Origin of the sequence: Limisphaera sp. 4302-co (genome assembly GCF_049537155.1) — a bacterium.
Classification (GTDB): domain Bacteria; phylum Verrucomicrobiota; class Verrucomicrobiia; order Limisphaerales; family Limisphaeraceae; genus Limisphaera.
The window spans coordinates 57776-79319 of the sequence record NZ_JBMVQZ010000001.1; the positions used below are offsets into that span (position 1 = coordinate 57776).

At 65.5% G+C, this 21544-nt stretch carries 13 protein-coding genes; 11 read left to right on the forward strand and 2 right to left on the reverse strand.

Translation table 11 applies throughout. From position 1 onward, the window contains the following. Window positions 1–14: 14 nt before the first annotated feature. The 8 genes from ACPDIX_RS00195 to ACPDIX_RS00230 all read left to right on the forward strand — a co-directional run bounded on the left by ACPDIX_RS00195 (window position 15) and on the right by ACPDIX_RS00230 (window position 16718). Window positions 15–965, forward strand: coding sequence for a type II secretion system protein (locus ACPDIX_RS00195; RefSeq protein ID WP_423429744.1), 951 nt, complete (start codon window positions 15–17; stop codon window positions 963–965). Further along, window positions 962–1849, forward strand: coding sequence for a pilus assembly FimT family protein (locus ACPDIX_RS00200; RefSeq protein ID WP_423429745.1), 888 nt, complete (start codon window positions 962–964; stop codon window positions 1847–1849). Before ACPDIX_RS00195 ends, ACPDIX_RS00200 begins: the two co-directional genes overlap by 4 nt. Beyond that, entirely contained in the window at window positions 1846–2718 is an 873-nt protein-coding gene (locus tag ACPDIX_RS00205) for a type II secretion system protein (RefSeq protein ID WP_423429746.1), read from the forward strand. The genes ACPDIX_RS00200 and ACPDIX_RS00205 overlap by 4 nt, the downstream gene beginning before the upstream one ends. Then, entirely contained in the window at window positions 2715–3605 is an 891-nt protein-coding gene (locus ACPDIX_RS00210; RefSeq protein ID WP_423429747.1) for a PilW family protein, read from the forward strand. Before ACPDIX_RS00205 ends, ACPDIX_RS00210 begins: the two co-directional genes overlap by 4 nt. After that, a complete protein-coding gene (locus ACPDIX_RS00215; RefSeq protein WP_423429748.1) occupies window positions 3602–7555 on the forward strand; it encodes a hypothetical protein in 3954 nt (1317 codons plus the stop codon). Before ACPDIX_RS00210 ends, ACPDIX_RS00215 begins: the two co-directional genes overlap by 4 nt. A gap of 84 nt (window positions 7556–7639) precedes the next feature. Next, window positions 7640–14944 (forward strand): S8 family serine peptidase, encoded by a 7305-nt coding sequence (locus tag ACPDIX_RS00220; protein ID WP_423429749.1) that lies wholly within the window; start codon window positions 7640–7642, stop codon window positions 14942–14944. A gap of 20 nt (window positions 14945–14964) precedes the next feature. Further along, on the forward strand, window positions 14965–15903 hold the full coding sequence (locus tag ACPDIX_RS00225) for a 1-phosphofructokinase family hexose kinase (RefSeq protein WP_423429750.1): 939 nt from the start codon (window positions 14965–14967) through the stop codon (window positions 15901–15903). Window positions 15904–16022: 119 nt separating this feature from the next. Beyond that, window positions 16023–16718: a protein-L-isoaspartate(D-aspartate) O-methyltransferase gene (locus tag ACPDIX_RS00230; RefSeq protein ID WP_423429751.1), complete on the forward strand. Its 696-nt coding sequence runs from the start codon at window positions 16023–16025 to the stop codon at window positions 16716–16718. Window positions 16719–16829: 111 nt separating this feature from the next. Here the strand turns inward: ACPDIX_RS00230 and rpsT are convergent, their stop codons facing one another. Beyond that, a complete protein-coding gene (gene rpsT, locus ACPDIX_RS00235; RefSeq protein WP_423429752.1) occupies window positions 16830–17099 on the reverse strand; it encodes a 30S ribosomal protein S20 in 270 nt (89 codons plus the stop codon). 436 nt (window positions 17100–17535) lie between these two features. Between rpsT and proB the strand changes: the two genes are divergently transcribed. Both proB and ACPDIX_RS00245 read left to right on the forward strand, forming a co-directional pair. After that, window positions 17536–18612, forward strand: coding sequence for a glutamate 5-kinase (gene proB / locus ACPDIX_RS00240; RefSeq protein ID WP_423429753.1), 1077 nt, complete (start codon window positions 17536–17538; stop codon window positions 18610–18612). Between the two features lie 303 nt (window positions 18613–18915). After that, window positions 18916–19773, forward strand: coding sequence for a sugar phosphate isomerase/epimerase family protein (locus tag ACPDIX_RS00245; RefSeq protein ID WP_423429754.1), 858 nt, complete (start codon window positions 18916–18918; stop codon window positions 19771–19773). 147 nt (window positions 19774–19920) lie between these two features. Here the strand turns inward: ACPDIX_RS00245 and ACPDIX_RS00250 are convergent, their stop codons facing one another. Beyond that, window positions 19921–20478 (reverse strand): glutathione peroxidase, encoded by a 558-nt coding sequence (locus tag ACPDIX_RS00250; RefSeq protein ID WP_423429755.1) that lies wholly within the window; start codon window positions 20476–20478, stop codon window positions 19921–19923. A 186-nt stretch (window positions 20479–20664) separates the two neighbouring features. Here ACPDIX_RS00250 and mtnP point away from each other — a divergent pair, with 186 nt between their 5' ends. Then, window positions 20665–21537, forward strand: a complete 873-nt coding sequence (gene mtnP, locus ACPDIX_RS00255) for an S-methyl-5'-thioadenosine phosphorylase (protein ID WP_423429756.1) — start codon at window positions 20665–20667, stop codon at window positions 21535–21537. Window positions 21538–21544: the final 7 nt, after the last annotated feature.

Here is a 21544-nt window from a genome sequence, read left to right on the forward strand (position 1 = left end):
ACCTGGAACGACAGATGCAAATTGTGAAGCCAACCCTCGGACGGAAGCCGGGCCGCGAGCTGGCGGTGGCCTGGGAGGAGACGGTTTTTCGACCGGCGTTGCGGATGGTTTCGGATCGCTTGCGCCGGCGTTCGGGCCCGAGGTGCCGGCGCCGGCGGACGATCGGACACGGCGGGCGGGCGCGAACCTGCGCCGGGTTCACACTGGTGGAATTGCTGGTGGTGATCGGAATCATCGCGATTCTTGCCGGGTTGTTGCTCCCCACCCTGGGGGCCGCCAAGCGGAAGGCGCTGGTCAAACGGGCGCAGGTGGAGATCACCGACCTGGTTCAGGCCATCCGCCAGTATGAATCGCTTTACAGCCGCTTCCCGGTTTCCACGGAGGCCCAGCAGGCGGCGGCCAAACTGACGCCTGCCGACGATTTCACCTATGGCGGCCAGTTCCGGCGTCCCAACGGCCCGCCCTTGAACGTGGGCACACCGGGTTACACGGCCGGTTTTCCCGGCGTGGCGCAGAATGCCGAGGTGATTGCGATTCTGATGGATGTGGAAGGATTTCCTTCCGGCACGGCGGTGGTCAACCAGGTCAACCAGGGACATCGCCGGAATCCACAACGGCAGAAGCTGTTGAATCCGCGGGTGGTGAGCAATCCGGGTGACCCGGGCGTGGGCCCGGACGGTGTGTACCGGGATCCGTGGGGCAACCCGTACGTGATCACGCTGGACCTGAATTATGATGAGAGTGCGCGCGACGCGTTTTACCGCTCGCCGCAGGTCTCGGCCGATCCGGCCAATCCGGGTCGCGGTCTGTACGGCCTGGTGCGCAAGACCGTGGGGGGACAGACGTTTTACGAGTCGCACGATCCCATCATGGTATGGTCGGCCGGGCCGGACGGGATGGTGGATCCGACGCGCAGGGCCAATGAGGGGGCCAACGCGGACAACATCCTGAGTTGGAAAGAATGAGGCTGATGCGCTGCCTTTGCCCATTTGCCGTTGCGCGCGGGCCGGGAGGGGTTCCCGGGCCGTGCCACCGGGCGTTTACGTTGCTGGAGCTGCTGACGGTGCTGGTGATCATGGGCATTCTGGCGGCTCTGACGGTGCCGGCGCTGAAGAATTTCGGGCAGGCGGAGGCGCAGGTTGCCGGCACCCGGCAGCTGTTGGACGATCTGGCCCGTGCCCGGCAGGTGGCCATCAGCCAGCGGACCACGGTGTATGTGGTGTTTCTACCGGCGTCGTTTTGGTTGGACGCCAGCGCGCCCGGGAACGGTGCGGCGTGGAACGCGCTGTCGGCGGATCAACGGGAGCAGGCGGTCAAATTGTTCGACAAGCAACTGAGGGCTTACAACTTCGTCACGGTGCGCAGTGTCGGGGATCAGCCGGGGGCGCGGCATCCGCGTTATTTGTCCGACTGGCGGATCCTGCCGGATGGCGTGTTCATTCCGCCGTGGAAATTCACTTACAACGGGCCGCCGATGCGGATTGCCGATCCGGCGCCGCCTCTGCCCGCCGAACGGTACCATGTGGTGCAACCCTTCCGATGGACGCGGCCGGAACTGGGCGTTCCGTTTCCGACGGCCCGGGGCTCGACCTCCTTCCGGCTTCCCTATCTGGCGTTCAACCATCTGGGGCAACTGGTCTCCGAGGAGGGTCCGGGCGGGTTCCAGGACGCTTCCATCCCGCTGGCCCGCGGGAGTGTGACGGCGGCGTATGGTCCGGACGGGCTGCCGTTGCAGCAGCCGCCCTCGGTGACCGAGAGACCGCCGGGAAACAGCACCAACGCCTTCAACCTGGTTCATGTGGAATGGCTGACCGGGCGGGCGCGGGTCATCCGACAGGAGGTGCGATGAGGACGCGGTGGACAGGCTTGCCGGGCCGGGGGGGAAGCAATGGCGCAGGGCAGGGGCGGCTGCGCCGGCAGGGCTTCACGATGGTGGAGATCGCCCTCAGCCTGGCGATCATCGGGTTTGCGCTGGTGGCGATCGTGGGGGTGCTGCCCGTCGGGCTGCAGACGCAGCAGGAAAACCGGGAGGAGACGATCGTTCTGCAGGATGCGCAGGTGTGGCTGACAGCCTTGCAGGGCGGTGCGCGCGGGTACGACGACCTGACCAACTGGGTGGAGCGGATCGAGGTTCACTGGGCGGATTGGGACATGAACGGCCGGCTTCTGGGCCAGGGTCGGGACCTGTACACACCGACGAACTCGGACATCACGAGCGTGGATGCGCCGCCGTTTCTGCCGTTGACCAACGGTGCGACCATTGTGGGCGTGCTGGGGACGCCCCGGTACATTTACGTGCCGGACGTCCATCGTCCGGCCGGTTTCCGCAGCAACCATGTGGTGGCGTATGTGCGGGCTTTCAGCGGCCCGGCGGTGGAGAAGCCGCCGCAGGACGATCCGGCGGTGAACGAACTGGCGTTCCGGTACCGCATGGTGACCGAGGTGGTGCCGTACCGGGAATGGGACACCAACTGGGTCGCGTTCGACCTCCAGGGGTTGCCGCCGGCGGAGGCGGTGCAGCGGTCCAATTACTGGTGGGTGGTCCGCAATCTGCACGTCAACCTGCACGAGGTCCGTCTGCTTTTCCGCTGGCCCGTGCGGCCCAACGGCGAGACGGGGAACGGGCGCCTGGTGTTTCGCGGCGTGATCGGCGGGGTGCGGACCAATCTGGGGCCGCTGCATTTCTATGAACCGGGCATGTTCGCGAGGTACCCATGAACGTGTGGCACGCCACTGATGAGAACAGGATGTGGGGCCGGACGGGTGGGGCCCGGGTTCGGGCCTTTTCGCTGATCGAAATCCTGGTGGTGGCGGGGCTGTTGTCGGTCATCATCCTGGGTTTGGTGGCAATGTTCGGGCAGACCCAGCGGGCGTTCCGCACGGGTCTGGCGCAGACGGACGTGCTGGAGTCGGGCCGGCTGGTCGGCGACCTGTTGCGGCGGGAGCTGGTTCTGGTGACGCCCTCGGGCCTGCCGAATGTGGCCAATTTCTATGCCGAGATACCGCCGCCTTTCGTATACCAGCCGTTGTTGCAGGACCTGCCGGGAGGGGAGCAGCGGACGAACGTCCTGATGGACCTCTTCTTTCTGACCCGGGAGAACCGGCGGTGGAACGCCATCGGTTACCGTGTGGGCAGTCCGGACGCCGGGGGCGGGGTGTTGTACCGTTACGCGGCCACCAACCTGGCGCCGGAAGAGTTGCGCGCGCAGTTGTTGGCGTTTTTGAAGACGCCGCTGACGAATCTGAACCGCGTGGCCGACGGCGTGGTGCATTTCCGCGTGCGCGCGTTCGACACGAACGGCGTGTGGATTCGAGAGGATCTGCCCAACGACCCCAACCACATCAGGAGCGATGTCCGGCTTTCGGGGGTGGTTCCGGGTGAGGTGGGCCTGTATCTGTTCAAGAGCAATGCCATCCCGGCGGCGGTGGAGGTGGAACTGGGCGTGGTGGAGCGACGAACGTGGGAACGCGCCGCCTCCATTCCCGATCCGGCGGCGCGGCGCGAGTTTCTGAGGCAGCAGGCGGGTCGCACGCATCTGTTCCGGCAATGGGTGAAACTTCCCCTGGTCGATCCCTCGGCCTACTGGGATTGGGAGACACGATGAAACCGAGTCCTTGGAATGCGGACCCGCTGGAAGGTTGCGGGGCGGGCGCCGGTGCCGGCCCCCGGCTGGTGCCGGGTTCACGGGTGGGGTGGTCGCGGGCCGGGAACCGCGGCGTGGCGCTGGTGGTGACGGTGATCCTGATTTCCGTGATCACCTTTCTGGCGGTGGCGTTCCTGGTGTTGACGCAGCGGGAGCGCGGGGCGGTAAGCACGACGGCCCAGCAGGCGGTGGCCCGGCAGGCGGCCGAGATGGCGTTGCAGCGTGCCCAAGCGGAACTGCTGGCGCCGATCCTGGCCTTTACCAATCTCTCCGCATATGACCTGCGGGTGTCCACCAATTACATCAACCCGCTCGGATTCAACCCCGCGCAGCGGACGGGCCCGCTCACGCCGGCGCTGCGCAGCTGGGCGACCAATGTAAGTTACGTGTATGCCGACGGCCGCCCTCTGAACCAGGACGATTACCGTCAGAACCTGGCGAACCTGTTGTATGCACCGAGGCCGCCGGTGTTCATCACCAACGAGGACGGCACGGTGGATTTCCGGTATTACCTGGACCTGAACCGGAACGGCCGGTACGACACCAACGGCTGGCAACCGGTCATCCTGCCTTCGGGCCGGTATCTGGCCGTGGACGGCGCGGAGACGACCAGCCTGAGCAACGCGGTTTTCCAGTACATGATCGGCGATCCCGAGTGGGTGGGGGTGTTGGAACGGCCCGACCTGCCGCACTCGCCCACGAACCGTTTCGTGGCGCGGTACGCCTGGATCGCCGTGCCTGCGGGAAAGACACTGGATCTGAACGCCATTCACAACCAGGCCAAGATGCTGAATCCGCGCTGGGACGGGTACATCCGGAACATGGGTGTGGCACCGTTCGAGATGAACCTGGCGGCGTTCCTGGCGGATCTGAACACGAACCTGTGGAATCTGGGCAATCTCTCCGGGGCGGAACCGCCGTATCCGCCCTCGGTGCCGTATCTGTACAACACGAACCTGACGCAGCCGAGTCGGGGAACGGCGTTTGACGACGCGGTTGCGCTGCTGTCGTACCGGTACCGGGGCAGTTACAACAATCTGCGCACCGTGGCGCAGTTGTTCGGTCCGGCGGGCGTGCTGGTGTTCAGCACGAACCGGGTGGACGACATGCTCAACGGGCCGCTGCTGACGGGGTTGTTTCTGCCGCCGGTGGACAACGACGGATTGCGGGTTTCCTTTGGCTGGCCCGGCGCGGAGAGTCCGCAGGCCTTTTTCGACACGCAGGACCTGTTCGATCCCAACAAGACCCGGGCCGGACCGGCGGGCACGGTATCGTTGAGCGACCGGCTGCTGCAGGCCGGGACCAAGACCAACACCTACGACCGCTACACATTCTACCGGCTGCTGGCGCAGTTGGGGACCGATTCGGCCCCGGTGCCGTCGGACCGCATGCATCTGACCTTCGACAATCTGACGCTTCGGAATCCCACCACGGGGGTGCTCAGTCCCACGAATTTCTATCCCTGGCATCCGCCGGCCTTTTTCACCAACGCGGCTGATCGGATGTTGCGGGCCTACACGGCCGAATGGCTGCGGAGCAGTCCGGCGGACTATCTGCTGACGTTCGGCACCAACCAGCCGTTCGGCATCACCAACATTCCGGTGTGGGTGAGCAACCGGTTCGTTTACACGCCGTCGGTGCATCGGTTGCTGCAACTGGCCGCGAATTTGTATGACGCGCAGAACACGAACCGGTGGCCCACGGTGTTCCGGCCGGTGTTCAGCCGGCAGGGACCGGACGTGTGGATCACCGGTTATGAAATGGTTGCGGGCGATCCCCGCGCGTATCTGCGGCCGCCGGTGGACATTCAGGAGGTGGGGCAGGGGCCCGACCAGAGGATCAACGTTTACGGTGTGCCATGGGTGGTGGGGGTGAAATCGGGCCTGCCGAACTTCAACGAATTCGCCATGCAGACCGTTTTCGACGTCACGCGGAAGGTGAAGATCCGCAAGCCCTCGCTGCAGGCCCGGCCGGACCAGTTCCAGACCAACCAGCTGTACATCATCAGCCTGACGAACGTGCTGGCGGCCGAGTTCTGGAACTCGTACCGTGCCGATTTCACCAATCCGGTGCTGGTGCGGATTTCCGGGGACGTGACGATGGTGCTCACCAATGAGTTCGGCCCCATGCAGATCACGCCCGGGTTTTCCCTGACCAACCGGATCCTCTTCAGCGCGTTGACGAATCTCACCCGTTGGCCCGGCTACCGGAGTCTGCAGAGCCCGGACCCAGCCTCGTTCGTGGTGCCGATTTACACGAACATCACCTTTGTCCCGCCGGCCTTCTGGTATCACAACACGCCCAACCTCGACACCAACCTGCTGCGCTTTCCGGAGATGCCCGGGTTCCCGGTGCCGCGATTCGGGCTGGTGGTGCGCGCCCGGTTGCGGGCGGTCATCCAGGCGGACGGTCCCTCCGGGCCGCTCCTGGACTATGTCCAGCTCGACCGCCTGGAGGAGTTCCGCGACCTGGCGGCCGAGTTCAGCCGGACGCGCACGGACGATCCGAACGGACTTGCCTGGGGACTGCTCTGGGACACCAACCGCGTGGGCGGCAACACGGTCAACCATGTGACGCGGGGGATCGTCTATCAGATCCGGATCGCCCTTGGTGAATACGGCGGCAACACCGTGGACTGGACCAGTTACGGGTTGCCGCCCGGGATGAGTCGGGACTGGGAGATTGACGCGTTCCGGGCCTTTCTGGGTCTTTCTCCGCTCCGGTTTGCGAACATGGTCAATACGAATCTGGAGCATCAGGTGCCGTTCACGCCGTCCCGCCGGATATCGCGGCATCATACCTGGCAGGCGAACGATCCGCTGGTGCATTATCTGGCGAGTGATCTGCGGTACTGGCCGTCCGAGGAGGAGCTGCGCGACGAGTCGGTCAAGCCGGGCGTGCCGGTGCAACTGCTCGAGAACATCGGCCGGCTCAACAAGCGGTTCCGTCCCTGGGGCGGCAACCCGCTCGGAAGCACCGATCCGCACGCGTTCGACATGTCGGTCAAGGATCCCGGGGTTTGGTCGTCGGACGACTGGGTCTTTCCCACCAATGCGTTTCCTACCATCGGATGGGTCGGCCGGGTGCACCGCGGCACGCCCTGGCAGACGGTGTATTTGAAGGCCGCGCAGATCGCCGCCGGGGCGGCCGGCCTGGGTTACTGGGCGCGTGACTGGACGGGGAACACCAATCTTTTCGACGCCCTGAACATGTCCCCGCCGCAGGACCGGCTGTTGTTCGACCTTTTCACCACGGCCTATGACGAGGTTTCCTCCAGGGGGCGGCTGTCGGTGAACCAGACGAACCTGGCCGCGTGGTCGGCGGTGTTCAGCGGTGCGCTGGCCCTGACCAACGCCCTGCCGGATTCGGAGGTGCGCCTGCGTTGGTTGCGGGATCCGCAGCGCACCTGGTTGAGCGAACATCTGCGGCCGGTTCCGATCCCGCCCGCCGGGATCCATGATCCGTATGACACGAACACCTGGTCGCCCGTCGTGCGTCTGGTCAACGGGATCAACCGCACGCGGTCATTGACCAACCTTTTCCCGCGGCAGGTGTTCGAGCATACGGGTGACATCCTTGCGGTGCCGGAGCTGACGGAGGCTTCTCCGTTCCTGAACACTTCGGGTCTGCAATTGCAATACGGCCTGACGGATGGAGCGGTGGAACGGTTGCCCGAGCTGGTCCTGGGTTTGTTGAAGGCCGACGAGCAACCCCGTTTCGTGGTGTACGCCTACGGGCAGGCGTTGCAACCGGCGCCCAACTCCCTGATCCGGAGCGGGCCGTTCCTGGGGATGTTCGAGAACTATGCGATCACCGCCGAGAGCGCCGTGCGGGCGGTCATCCGGGTCGAGGACGCGCCCGAGCATCCGCGCGCGGTGGTGGAACAGTTCAACTGGCTCGATCCGAACTGAGGTCGGGCACGGGATGGTCAATCGTGGCTTGCAATTGGCGGTGGTTGTGGGAGTTTGAGATGACGTTGGCTTGAGGAGTGTTGTATGTCCAAGCGACCATCCTTCCGGTTCTTGCTCAGCCTGTTTCTGTTCGGGCTGTCTGCCGTCCTGTGGCAATGGGCCGAGCAAAGACGAGTTTTGATGGATCGCTCCGCGCCAGCTTCAGTGGAGAGCGGCTCCGGCGCGGTTCTGGACGTGACTCCGCGCGCCTTGCGGCCCGAGCTGGGGGAGGCTGTCTGGGCCCGGCGGGCATTGGTCGCCGGGATGGTGACCAACCGGGCATTGCTTCGTCTGACCAATGCCGCGCATGCCGCTGGCGAGTGGCTCCGGCTTCCCACGGCCATCTTGTTGGAAAACGCCCTGGTGGACACGGCGGCCGGCCCGGCTCCGGAACCGCCGCGGCATCTGCGGGCTGACGGAGATCCCGGTGCCTACATTGTGCAACATCGTGCGGAGAATCCGGCGGTTGTACAGGCCGCCCTGCGGATAGCCGGTGCCCGCGTGGTGGCCTACATCCCCAACAACGCCTACCTGGTGCGGGCCACGGCGCAGGTGGTGGACAAACTGCGGGGACACCCGGACGTGCGCGCCATTCTGCCTTACGAGCCCTATTACAAGTTGCGTGGTGACCTGCTGCCGCGGGCGGTGGCGCAGGTGCCGCTGGGATTGGGGGATCGGCTCGAGGTGGCGGTGTTCGAGGATGCGAGTGCGGAGGCCCGGCGGGCGCTTGCGCAGATCGGAGCCCGCGTGCTGGCGGAGGAACCCTCGCCGTTCGGACCGGTGTGGACGGTCGAACCCCCGCCGGAGCGGTGGCTCGATGTGGTGCGGCTGCCGGAGGTGCAACTGGTTGAGTCGGCCACGTACCGGGTGCCGGCCAATGACCTGGGACGGGTTCGCATCGGTGTGGCGGAGACACCCGTGGCGCCGGAATCGTGGATGGGACTGACCGGGACCAACGTGTTGATCAACGTCAATGATTCGGGCGTGGATGCCTCGCATCCGGATCTGGCGGGTCGGATGCTGGCGGCCATTCCCGCGGTGTTGACGGACACCAACGGGCACGGGACGCATGTGATCGGCACCATTGCCGGCAGCGGCGTCATGTCGTCAACCGTGACGAATGCCAGCGGTTCACCGATGCCGGGCGTGACCGGTCAGTTCCGCGGGGTGGCGCCGGCGGCGCGGGTCTTCGTGCAGCCGGTGGGGATCGAGGAACGGCCGGGTCGTGCCGGCGGGACGCCCATCCTGCCGGATTCGGTCCTTCAGGAGACGGCGGCACGGACCAACGCTTTCGTCTCCAACAACAGCTGGCATTACGCCGGGCGGACCGGTTACGACCTGGCGGCCGCGCGATACGATGCGGCCACGCGCGATGCGCTGCCGCTGGAGCCGGGCGCGCAACCGCTGTTGTTTGTCTTCGCGGCCGGCAACTACGGCGGGGGAAACGGTTCCGGACTCGGGGGTGAGGCGGACTCCATCCGGTCGCCGGGCACGGCCAAGAACGTGATCACGGTGGGGTCGCTGGAGCAACCGCGCAACATCACCAACGAGGTTGTCATCTGCCAGCCGTTTGACACCGGCACCAACACGATCGAGCTCTGCGTGACCAACGCGCCCTGGAGGGAGGACACCGACAGCGACGATCAGGTGGCGGCCTCGTCCAGTCGGGGGAACACCGGGGTGGGTGTCGAGGGTGAGTTCGGCCGGTTCAAGCCCGACGTGGTGGCGCCGGGCGAGTGGGTGGTCTCGACGCGCTCCGGGCAGTGGAACGAAGACGAGTATTACAATCCCACGAATGTTTACCAGGACGAGTTTACCGGTCTGACGATTGCGCCGGGGGCCATCAACCGGTACGCCGTCTGGGTCCCTTACAATGCCGTGCAGTTGGAGATCGAGGTCCTGCCGCATCCGGACTCGCCCGTGCCGTTTCCCGATCTGCCACTGTTCGTGCGTGCGGGTGATTTCCCCACGCCGGCTGACGTGGCGGGGACGAACCGGGTGACGATTCCTCCGGACCTGACCCCCGATCTTTCGCCCCGGGACACCAGTTGGAACATCGGGGTGGGCAATCCGACGGGTGCCTACGTGACATTCAACCTGCGGATCCGGGTCTCGACCACCAACGACCTGGGCAACGAACTCGATGTGCGCCGGGAACTGAACGATGCCCTCGGCCCCTGGTACCGTTATGAAAGCGGCAGCAGCATGGCGGCGGCGCATGTGGCGGGCACGCTGGCCCTGATGCAGGAGTATTTCGAGCAGCGCGGATTCCGGCCCAGCCCGGCCCTGATGAAGGCGCTGCTCATCAACGGTGCCCGCTCGGTCAATCCCATTTATGACCTTGAGGTGCGGACGCTCCACAATTACCAGGGCTGGGGCAGGGTCAACCTCCCCACGACCCTGCCTCCGGTCCTGACCAACGGACTGCCGTCCCGACAGGGGCCGCTGGTCTTCTTCGATCAGAGTCCCACGAACGCGTTGGTGACCGGTGACCGGCACGTGCGCCTGCTGACCCTCACCGAGGAGGCGCGGGCATTGCCGTTGCGGATCACGTTGGTCTGGACCGACCCGCCGGGCAATCCGGCCGCGGGGGTCAAACTGGTCAACGACCTGGACCTGGTGGTGACCAACCTCGACACCGGCGAGGTGTATTTTGGCAACGACATTCCGGGCGGCAGCGATTTCACCCAGCCATGGAGCACGAACGAACCGCCGCGGATGGACGTGGTCAACAACGTGGAGAACGTCTTTCTGCCGCCGCCGTTGGGGACGAACTACAGTGTGACGGTCGTGGGCCGGCGCGTCAATGTGAACGCCGTCAGTGAACATACGAACAACATCGCCCAGGACTATGCCCTGGTGATCTCCAGCGGGGACGGCGACCTGGAGGACGCGTTCACGGTGTCCGATCTGACGGCGAGTGCCTCCGCAGCGGCCACGTTGCGCCAGACCACGAACACCTTCAACCCGGACACCACGCCCGGGTATGCCGGCGTGCTTCTGCTGGGCGAGCGGTTGGGCGCGAACCCGCCCCTGCTCGGCATCACCAACGGACTGGCATCGCAGTGGAGGTTCTACGTGTTGACCAACACGCAGAACTACACCAACGCGGCCTTCGTGACCTTCCTGCCTCACACGCTCTCGATTCCGCGGATGGGCGTGCATGAGGCGGAGGTGGAAAACGCCACGCGATTGGAGGCCGACATTGATCTCTATGTGTCGCTGAACCCGGCCTTGACGAATCTGGATCCGGTGGCCTTGGCCACGGCCGATCGTTCGCGCGGACGGGGCGGGACGGAGCTGATCGTGTATTCCAACGCCGTGCCGGGCGGTGTGTATTACGTGGGTGTGAAGGCGGAGGATCAGATGGCGTCCGACTACGGGTTCCTCGGCGTGTTCAGTCTGCTGCCGTTCAGCACGCTGGAGGATGGGAACCAGATCGTCCGTGGTTTTCCGGTGCCGGCGGTGGTGCCGGACGGTTCACCGGCGGCGCCCGGAGCGGCTCTGGTGTTCGGCGTGGCCACCCTGCCGATGCAGGCGCGCCGGGTCATTGTGACCAACGTGCTGACCCATCAGAACTTCGGAGACCTGGTGGTGAGCCTCAGCCACAACAACCGGTTCGCGGTGTTGCGGAACCACACTTATCCCGCGATTCCGCCGCCCCTGACGGCGCTGACGATTTACGAGGACCTGCAGGAGGGGGACATCCCCGGTGCGACACTCTCCGACGGGCCGGGCAGCCTGCGCGAGTTCGTGGGCGAGGAAGCCGCCGGTTTGTGGGTGTTGCAGGTACTCGACGACGCGCTCACCCAGACGGGGCGGGTGGATCATCTCTCGTTGCGGATCGAGCCCCTGCGGTTGGATGAAACCAATGCGTGGCGCGGGATCCAGCCCTTCAGTTTCCGGTATGAGGTCGTGGATGTGCCCGAAGACGCCACGAATCTGACGGTGTGTGTCACGACGACCAACGCGCCCGTCGAATTGTATCTGCGGCACGGCGACTTCCCGAGCCGGACGGAGTACGATCATTACCTGCCGATCCCGGTTCCGGGTGCCTGTCTGAGTGTGGACCGCAGCAGCACGCCGCCGCTGCGCCCGGGGCGGTATTACATTGGCGTCTACAATCCGCAGCCGTTTGCGCAGTATGTGCAGATCGCGGTCCGGGTGGACCGTGACCCGGCGGGCATCCGGCCGGTTCTGTTCACCTCGGACGAGGAGGTTCCGTTGCCCGATGATGCGGTGGCGTATGGGACGCTTGTGGTGACGAACCGGGGGCGCATCGCGTCGGTGGAGGTGGGGTTGCGTGTGGATCATCCGCGGGTGTCCGACCTGGCGATCACGCTGGTCAGTCCCAGCGGTACGAGGGTCCTGCTGAGTGAGGCCCGGGGTTGGGCCAGCACGGCCGGCATGGGCTCGACCTACTGGATCACCAATGTGGTGCCCGTGGAGTACAGCGGCGGGCCGGATCCGGTGACCAACATCGTGGACACGGGGGTCAACCATGGCTCCGTGACGATTGACTATGATTTCTTCACGCTGCCGGATCGGATGCGGGTGTATTACGAAGGTGAATTGCTTGCCGACACCGGATTGGTCGGTGGCACGGGCCGGTTGAATCTGGAATTCGGTCCGGGAACCTCGACCCTGGTCACGGTTACCGTCAACGAGACCGGCAATCTGCAGACCAACACCGAATGGCGGTACACGCTCAGTTCGATCCGCGAGATCCACAATTATTTGATTTTGACCGAGAACACGAATCTTGCCCCGGTGCCGATCAAGTTTTTGAGTCCGCCGTTCGCGCCGCCGACGAACCGGCTGGTGACGTTCCTGGGGGGGTTCGAAACCGATCCGCCGGGCTGGTATGATCGCGGTCGGGCGGTGGATGGCTGGACGAATGCCGGTCCGGGCGCGGTGATGGTGGTGAGCAATGCCGCGTGGGCGCACACGGGCAATCAGTTTCTGAGCCTGCAGGGGGGCACCCTGGTTCGAACGCTGCCGACGGTCACGGGCCGCAATTACCTGTTGCAGTTCGTCACCCGGCGGGCGTCCCCGCTCACGGGCATCATCAGTTGGTGGCCGGGGGAGGGCGACGCACGGGACGTGGTGAACGGATTCGACGGTGTCTATCTCGGAGCTGCGGCATCGCGCTTCACAAACGGCATGACGGGGACGGCCTTCGGGTTCGACGGCGTTGCGGACGCGGTTCGGGTCCCGTTCCGGCCGGCTTTCCAGGTACGGACGGGGCTGACGGCAGAGGCTTGGGTTTATCCGACGTCCCGTGGGACGTTTGACGACATCCTGACGCGGTGGGGTGCGCTTGGCAGCAATGACCGGAGCTTCGGGCTTTCGCTGGATCCGATGGGGCGTCCGTATCTGGCCATCAGTTTCGACGGGTTTGACTGTTCCTCTCCATGCATGGCCCGCTCGGGCAGTCCGGTTCCCTTGAACGCATGGACTCATGTGGCGGGCACCTACGACGGGACATACATTCGATTGTATGTGAATGGAGGCCTGGCTGCCGAGACGTACCAGCCGGGCAGCTTGTGGCCCGGGAACAATGACCTGGTGATCGGCGGAGAGGCGGACGGGACTCAACTGGCATCTCTGTTTGCCGGGTTGATTGACGAACCGGCGTTGTACAACCGTGCGCTGACGCCGGAGGAGATCCGGTTGATTTATGAGGCGGGACCGAGAGGGAAATGCGCGCTGCCGATGCCGCCGGAGGTCTGTCCCGGTGTTCCGGTTCTGTCGGCGGCGGTCGCGGGCGCCGTGACCAACACGGTCTGGAGTGCGAGCACCAACTGGGTGACCAACACACTGGCCTTTACGGCCACGGGCCCGGCCACCACGGTTGTGCTTCAGAGTCCCCCGGAGGGTTCGCAGGTCTGGTTGGACACCGTCTCCCTGACCGAATTTCCGAGCCCGCTGTATGCTCAACCGGAGGAATCGTTGCGTGCCCTGACGGGGGAGGAGGCGTCGGGTGAGTGGCGGTTGGAGGTCTGGGACATGCGCGCGGGTGCGACCAATCCGGCGCCGGTGCTGCGGAGCTGGCAACTGCGGTTTGTATACTTGAGCGACTTCGCTGTCCCTAGGCGGCTGGTGAACAACGAAGCGGTGACGAACACGCTCCCCGCCAGCCAGATGATGTTCCACGTGGTGGAGGTGCCGGGATGGGCATTGGCGGCCACCAACACATTGGTGACGGCCTCGGCGCCGGTGAACCTGTGGTTCAACCAGAACGAGGTTCCCTACGGCACCAACGCCGGCGACATTCTGTTGCTCTCGCAGAGCACCGGCGGCGCCTTCACGCTCACGGCCGGAAGCACACCGCCCCTGGTGCCGGGCCGGCGGTACTTCCTGGGTGTGGAGAACACGAATGCCACCCCGGTCTCCTACTCGTTGCGAGTGGACTTCAACGTGACCCCGTTGACGAACGGCGTGCCGCTGTTTGGAACGGAAAGTCCGGGCATGGGCCCGAGGTATTTCAGTTTCAATGTATCAGCGGCTGCGGCGGCTTTGTTGGTCCGGATGACGGAACTGACGGCCAATGCGGACCTGGTGGTGCGCCGGGCCCCGCTGTTCCCGACCTTGTCGGCGTATGACTACGGCAGTTTTCAGCCCGGTTACACCGATGAGGAGGTCGTGATTTTGACCAATTCGGTTCCCGTGCCATTGACGCCGGGCACGTGGCTCATCGGCGTGTACAATCGGGACACGGCACCGGCTTCCTACACACTTGTGGCACTCGAGCAGGCGTGGACCGCGCCGATCGTCACGCTGACCAACGGCATTCCCTACCTGGGCACGGTGGCCGCGGACGGCACGGACTACTTCCGGTTCGTGGTCCCGCCGGATGCGCGGCGCGCTCAGTTCGACGTGATGGATCCCACCGGGGACGTGGTCCTGGTCGCCCGGAAGGGCTGGCCGCCGGCCACGTTCGACAACTTCGATTATCTGAGTCTGAACCCGGGTCGGAGCGATGAGATGATCGTGGTGTTCGAGGATTCGGATCCCGTGCCGTTGACGCCCGGTGAGTGGTACCTGTCGGTCATCAATGGCCCTGGTTCGCCCGTCTCTTACGCGGTGCGGGCGAGCGCGTGGCCGGAGACGGGCCGGCCGGTGACGATCACGGGGGCGGCGCTTGTGGGCACCAACCTCTGTCTCTCATGGTCCGCCTTGCCGGGTGTCCGGTACCACGTGGAGGGCAGTGAGAATCTGGAGGCACCGATCTGGTTTCCGGTATCGCCGAACCTGACACCGACCAACACGCCGGCCATTTGGTGCATCCCGCTGCCGTCGGCGTATCATTTCTTCCGCGTGGTGGATGGGATCCGGGTGGAACCCTGAGGATTCTCCTGCGCGGGCAGATGAGCCGGAAGCACATTGCGGTTCTTTGCGCCAATCCCGCTCTCGACGTGGAATGGCGCGTGGACGGTGTTCGTCCGGAGGAAAAGAACCGGATCCTGGAAGAGCGCTGCTGGGCGGGCGGGAAGGGGGTGAACGTGGCCCGGTGGCTACGGTGGCTGGGTCTGCGGGTCCGTCTCGTGCTACCTGCGGGAGGTGCGGAAGGACGGGAACTGGCCGGTGCCCTGCGCCGGGAGGGCATTCCCTGCGAGGTTGTCGAGGTGGGGGCCGCGACCCGGGTCAACGTGCTGGTTACGGACCCCTCGGGCCGGCAGTGGCGATTCAACCGGTCGGGTCCGGAGCTCCGTGCGCGCGAGTGGCGGGCGGTCGTGGAAAGGTTCGAAGCTGCGCTGGAGGGTGCTGCGCTGGCGGTGTTGTCGGGGAGCCTGCCACCGGGTGCACCCGCGGACGGATACGCCGTCCTCCTCGGCCATGCGCGCAGGGTGGGCGTGCACACCGTGCTGGACTGCGACGGTGAGGCCCTGCGGAACGCGCTGGCGGCCGGGCCGTTTCTGGTGAAACCGAACGGGGAGGAGCTGGCAGCGTGGTGGGGAAGGCGGTTTCGCACGGAGCAGGGCGTGGTGCGCGCAGCCCGGGCGATGTCGAAGGTTTCGGGCGGTTGGGTGCTGGTGAGCCGTGGTCCGGACCCGGCGTGGTTGATCCGGGCCGAACCTTCGGCGGCCCACCGGGCGCGGCCTCCGGAGGTCCGATTGCGCAACCGATTGGGTGCCGGCGATGCCCTGGTGGCGGGCGTATGCCGGTCGATCGTGGCCGGGGAAGGGCCGGAAAGGTGGCTCCGTGGCGGTTTGGACACGGCGGCGGTGTGTCTGGGTTGCGAGCCGGGTCGGCTGCCCGCAAGGCCGGCGGGGGAGCGGCTTCGGAGGGCCGGTCTGCGAACCTGAAGCCTACGGGTTCGCCCTGCCGGGACCGTTCGACTTCCTGACATTTGGTCCCTTCGGGGGTATGGTTGGAGTGTATGCGGATGCTTGGCGTTCCCATCCGGGCGCTGGTGGGCTGGGTCATGAGTGTTTCATTCGTGGGTTGCGCGCCTCTGGACGAACCACCGTCGCAGGCGGAGCTGCGCCGCCGGATGGTGGTGGAACAACTGAAGGCGCCGGGCCGGGACATCCGGAATCCCCGGGTGTTGCGCGCGATGGAGAAGGTCCCGAGGCACGAATTCGTGCCCGAATCCGTGCGGGCGCATGCCTATGAGGACCGGCCCCTGCCGATCGGGTTCGGCCAGACGATCTCCCAGCCGTTCATCGTTGCCTTCATGACGGAGCAGGTGGATCCGCAACCCGGTGAGAAGGTGTTGGAGGTGGGCACGGGTTCCGGTTATCAGGCGGCTGTGCTGGCCGAGATGGGTGCCGAGGTGTACACGATCGAGATCATCGAGCCGTTGGCGGAACGTGCGCGGGCCACTTTGGAGCGGCTCGGCTACACCAACGTGCACGTGCGAGCCGGGGACGGTTACCTGGGTTGGCCGGAGGCGGGCCCGTTCGATGCGATTCTCGTCACGTGCGCGCCCGATCACGTGCCGGAGCCGTTGATCGAACAGCTCAAGGACGGGGGCCGGATGATCATTCCCGTGGGCCCGCCCGGGATGCAGGAGCTGGTGGTGCTGCGCAAGAGGGAGGGGAAACTGGAACGTCGCGCCGTGCTGCCGGTTCTGTTCGTGCCGATGACCGGTCCACGGGCTGGATCTTCCGGACGCTGACCCGGCTCTCGCGGGTCCCGGCGACAGGGTGGAGGAAGCCGTGCAACGAAACGGCCCGATCCGGCGCCTTCACGACGCGATCGGGCCGGGGCAATGAGACGGAGAACGGGATCAGGCCGCCGGCAGAGCGTTCAGCCGCGTGCTCAAGCGCGACTTGACCCGGGCGGCGCGGCGGAGGGGGATGACGCCCGCCTGGACCGCCTTGTCCACGGCGGAGACGCAAGCACGCCAGGCCCCCTCGGCGGCCTTCCGATCGCCGCTGTTCAATGCCGCCAGATACGCCTTCTGGAGGCGCTTGATGCGCTTCTTGTAGACCAGGTTGCGGCGTCGCCGCCGTTCGCTCACTCGTACCGCTCTTGCTGCGGATTTGGTATTCGCCATATCAGGTTGGATCTCTCCTCAGTTGTCCAAGTTTCGAGTTCCACCAGCCTACCGTGCGGCAACCGGTTGTCAACGGCTTGTCGCGGGCCAATGGCGGAAGGCGGTCGGTTCCACGGCGGTGCGTCCCGGGCGGAGAGGAGTTGGGGACGGCTTGGCCGGTCGGATCGGTCGGGAAGCGAGGTGTTGACGGAACCGGCACAGGGGCACGGGAGCGCAGGGTTGCTGGTGGGGGCAGGGACAAGGGGCAGACGCGGCAATGGTGGCGGCGAGGGGAGGGCCCGGCCGTACAGCCCGACGGGTGAGGGAACCCGCTTTCCGCCGACCGGTTTTCGGCGTCGGACGGTTTGTTTGGGCGCCTTCGCGGCACGGGCTGCCGGCGCGGCCGGGGTCACTTTGATCTTTTGCCGGGGTTCGATTTGGCTTTCTCTGGCAGACTGTGCAACGGGAGCAACTCAAGGACGTCACGCGGATGGTGGTCAAAGTGGGCACCGGGGTGTTGACCGACAGCCGGCGGCAGCCGGACCCGGCCCAGATGGAGCAGCTCGTGGCCCAGATTGCCGAGCAGCGCAAGGCCGGGCGGGAGGTCCTGCTGGTGACCAGCGGCGCCGTGGGCGCCGGGATGGGTGTGCTCGGGTACGAAAAGCGGCCGACCGACCTCAGCGAACTGCAGGCCTGCGCCGCCGTGGGGCAGTCGCGCCTGATGGCCGTGTACGAGAGGCTTTTTGCGGCCCACGGACTGGTAGTGGCGCAGGTCCTTCTGACCCACGACGATCTGGAACATCACGAGCGGCATCTCAACGCGCGCAATACGCTCGTGACGCTGCTTCGCCACGGGGTGGTGCCGATCATCAACGAAAACGACGCCGTATCTTTCGCGGAGATCAAGTTCGGCGACAACGATCGTCTATCCGCCCTGGTCACCGTGCTGCTGCCGGCGGATCTGCTGGTCATCCTGACCACGGTGGACGGGGTCATCGAGAACTTTGGCAAGGCCGATCCGCGGACCATCCCTGTGGTCGAGAAGATTGACGCCGCGTTGGAACGGATCGCCCGGGGGACACAGAGTCCCACGGCGGTCGGTGGCATGGCTTCCAAACTCGAGGCCGCCAGGATCGTGATGCGTGCCGGCATTCCCATGGTGATCGCTTCGGGTCGCAAGAAGAACGTGCTGCAGCGCATTCTTTCGGGAGAGACCGAGGGGACGCTGTTCGTGCCGGGACCGACCCGCCTGCGCGGGCGGAAGCGTTGGATCGCGTTCTTTCATCATCCCAAGGGTACGTTGTACGTGGACGACGGTGCCCGCGCCGCCCTGCGCGAGAAGGGCAAGAGTTTGCTTCCTCCGGGGGTTGCACGGTGCGAGGGAGATTTCGATGCCGGCGAGGTCGTCAGGATCTGCGACCTGGACGGGACGGAATTCGCCCGGGGACTTGCGTCCTTCAGTGCCGAACAGATCCGCTCGCGCCAGCTTCGTGGGGTGGAGGTGGTGCATCGGGACAACCTGGTCCTTCTTTGAGGCCGGCCGGCTGACGTGCGTCGGGTTCGGTGTGAAGGGTCCGTATCTTCGCCTGGCCGGGTTGGTCCCTTGTCCGGGATGAACAGGTGAGCAGGCAACGCGGTCCGGGTGGTGGCGGAAGGACGATGCGTGCGAGGGGGGATTGGTCGCGGAACATCAGGCCGGACAGCCGGGGCGGGTTTGCGGCGGCGGGGTCACGGACGGCTGCCGGCGGGTTGACCCGGGTCAGGGCGGGGTGTCACGATATGGGCGGAACTTGAACCAGGAGTCCGGCACACAAATCAGAAAGACACAGGTGAGACCATGAATGCGAACGGTAACGGTGGCATGACCCGGCGGGCGTTTTTGCATCAGGCGACGGCCTTTTCGGTGGGGTTCACCGTGGCCGCCGGCCGGTTGGTGAGGGCGGCGGATGCCGGCCGGCCCAAGATCCCGGTGGGCGTGCAACTTTACTCGGTGCGGGAACTTTGCGCGAAGGACTTGGCCGGTACGCTCGCCCAAGTCGCTCGAATCGGTTACAAGGGTGTGGAGTGGGCCGGGTACCACAATCGTTCTGCAAGGGAACTGCGGAAGATGCTGGATGATCTCGGCCTGGTCACGTGCGGGACGCACACACCCTACGAAAGCATCCTGCCGGACAAGCTGGAGGCGACGATCGAGTTCAACCAGATCCTGGGCAACCGGTTTTTGATCGTGCCCTGGATGGAGGGCCGGTCACGGGAGGAATGGTTGGAAAAGGCGCGGCTGTTCAACGAGGTGGCTGACAAGGTGCGTTCCCGCGGGATGTACGTCGGCTATCACGCTCATGCGCATGATTTTCAGAAATTCGATGGTCAGACGGCGTGGGACCTGTTTTTCGGCAACACGCACCCCGACGTGGTGATGCAGCTGGACACGAGCAATTGCATGGCCGGCGGGGCGGACCCGGTGGAGGTGCTGCGTCGGTACCCGGGGCGTGCGCTGACCATCCACATCAAGTCGCATGGGGGCGGTCCGGAGGCGGTTTTCGGCGAGGACAAGGTCAACTGGCCGGCGGTGTTCGAATGGTGCGAGACCCGGGGCGGCACGCAGTGGTACGTGGTCGAACACGAGACCAGTAAGGACCCCATGGACGCCATTCGCCGGGCGTTTGCCGCCCTGCAAAAGATGGGCAAGGTGTGAGACTCGGCTGCTCCCGGAGAGGGCGCGGAGGCCCCGGTCCGGGTGAGGGGGAACGGCCCGGCCGGTGAGACGATCCCTTTTCGAGCCTGCTCTGGAGAGCCGCCGGCCGAGTGCGGCCAACGTCCGGTTGGATTGCGGGGGAGGGGGCTACCGGGCGGCCAGGGCTTCTTCCACCGCTTGGATCATTTCATCGGAGTCGGGTCGCACACGGGATTCGAAGCGGCGGAGGATGCGTCCGTCACGACTCACGAGGAACTTCGTGAAATTCCACTTGATGTCGCCGGCGAAGGGCGAATCGGGCCCGGCCAGCCATTGGTACAGCGGGTGGCGTCCGGGTCCGTTGACCTCGATCTTGCTGAACATCGGGAAGGTGACGTCGTAGCGGGAGGTGCAGAACTGTTTGATTTCCTCGTTGCTGCCGGGTTCCTGGTTGCCGAACTGGTTGCAGGGGAATCCCAGCACCACCAAGCCGCGCTCCTTGTACTTCCGATAGAGCTGTTCGAGGGCCTCGTACTGCGGGGTGAACCCGCATTTGGAGGCGACGTTGACGATCAGGAGCAACTTGCCGCGGTAGGCGCCGAGGGTGGTTTCCCTGCCGTCAATGTCCACGAGCTTGATGTCGTAAGGGTGGGAGGCCGGACCCTGGCCGGCGCCGAGCGCCAGTGCGCTCAACATCAGGGGCGTGAGGAGGAGAAATCGTTTCATGGGGCGGAATATGGTGGGGCGGCGGGGTGGTGTCAAACCGGGGCGGGCCCGGCTGCCCCGGCGGCACGGCCTCAGGCGGCAGGGCAACGGGCTGGCGACGGGAACCGTCCGGTTTCGTGTCGGCTTCGGGTACCGGCGCGGGGAATGGGCTGGCCCCGGAGCCGGGTCGGAGCCATAAGAAGGGGCATGAACGAACCGCGGATCGGGATTATTGGAGGCACGGGGCTGTACCAGATCGAGGGTTTGACCGAGCCACGCTGGGTGCGGGTGCGCACACCGTTTGGCGATCCCTCGGATGCGCTGTTGGAGGGCCGGTTGGAGGGCCGGCCGGTGGTGTTTCTGGCGCGCCACGGGCGGGGACACCGGTGGCTGCCGGGGGAACTGAACCACCGGGCCAACATCTGGGCGCTGAAAAAGCTCGGGGTGGCGTGGATCCTGAGCGTCAGCGCCGTGGGCGCGTTGCAGAAGCGGTATCGCCCGTGTGACCTGGTGTTGGTGGACCAGTTTGTGGACCGGACCAAGAAGGGGCTGGAACACACGTTTTTCGGCGGTGGCATCGTTGCGCACGTGGCCTTTGCCCATCCGGTTTGTGAGGAACTGCGGCGAATCATTTTGAAGGAGGCCCGCGCGGCGCGGCTCCGGGTCCACGACGGTGGTGCCTATGTCTGCATCGAAGGCCCCACCTTCAGCACGCGGGCCGAGTCGGTCACCCATCATCGTCTGGGTTACGATGTGGTGGGCATGACCAACCTGGGCGAGGCACGGTGCGCGCGGGAGGCGGAGATCGCCTATGCGACGATGGCATTCGTCACGGACCATGACGCCTGGAGCGACGAGCAGGAACACGTGACCGTGGAGATGGTGTTGGACAATCTCCAGCGGAACGCCGAGACGGCGCGAAAGTTGATCCGGCGGGTGATCCCGAAGATTCCGGAAAAGCCGGGTTGTTCGTGTCATTCGGCCCTGGAGAACGCGATTCTGACGGATCGCAAATTGTGGCCGCCGCAGACGGTGCGGCGGCTCCGCCCGTTGTTGGAGCGGCTGTTGAAGTCGCGCTGAGGAGAAG

Excerpts from the sequence above, each read along its gene's own strand:
- ACPDIX_RS00205 (WP_423429746.1), top strand. The coding sequence starts at position 1,846 with ATGAGGACGCGGTGGACAGGCTTGCCGGGCCGGGGGGGAAGCAATGGC.
- ACPDIX_RS00230 (WP_423429751.1), top strand. The coding sequence starts at position 16,023 with ATGAGTGTTTCATTCGTGGGTTGCGCGCCTCTGGACGAACCACCGTCG.
- ACPDIX_RS00200 (WP_423429745.1), top strand. The coding sequence starts at position 962 with ATGAGGCTGATGCGCTGCCTTTGCCCATTTGCCGTTGCGCGCGGGCCG.
- rpsT (WP_423429752.1), bottom strand. The coding sequence starts at position 17,099 with ATGGCGAATACCAAATCCGCAGCAAGAGCGGTACGAGTGAGCGAACGG.
- ACPDIX_RS00245 (WP_423429754.1), top strand. The coding sequence starts at position 18,916 with ATGAATGCGAACGGTAACGGTGGCATGACCCGGCGGGCGTTTTTGCAT.
- ACPDIX_RS00215 (WP_423429748.1), top strand. The coding sequence starts at position 3,602 with ATGAAACCGAGTCCTTGGAATGCGGACCCGCTGGAAGGTTGCGGGGCG.
- mtnP (WP_423429756.1), top strand. The coding sequence starts at position 20,665 with ATGAACGAACCGCGGATCGGGATTATTGGAGGCACGGGGCTGTACCAG.
- ACPDIX_RS00250 (WP_423429755.1), bottom strand. The coding sequence starts at position 20,478 with ATGAAACGATTTCTCCTCCTCACGCCCCTGATGTTGAGCGCACTGGCG.
- ACPDIX_RS00210 (WP_423429747.1), top strand. The coding sequence starts at position 2,715 with ATGAACGTGTGGCACGCCACTGATGAGAACAGGATGTGGGGCCGGACG.
- ACPDIX_RS00220 (WP_423429749.1), top strand. The coding sequence starts at position 7,640 with ATGTCCAAGCGACCATCCTTCCGGTTCTTGCTCAGCCTGTTTCTGTTC.
- ACPDIX_RS00195 (WP_423429744.1), top strand. The coding sequence starts at position 15 with ATGCAAATTGTGAAGCCAACCCTCGGACGGAAGCCGGGCCGCGAGCTG.
- ACPDIX_RS00225 (WP_423429750.1), top strand. The coding sequence starts at position 14,965 with ATGAGCCGGAAGCACATTGCGGTTCTTTGCGCCAATCCCGCTCTCGAC.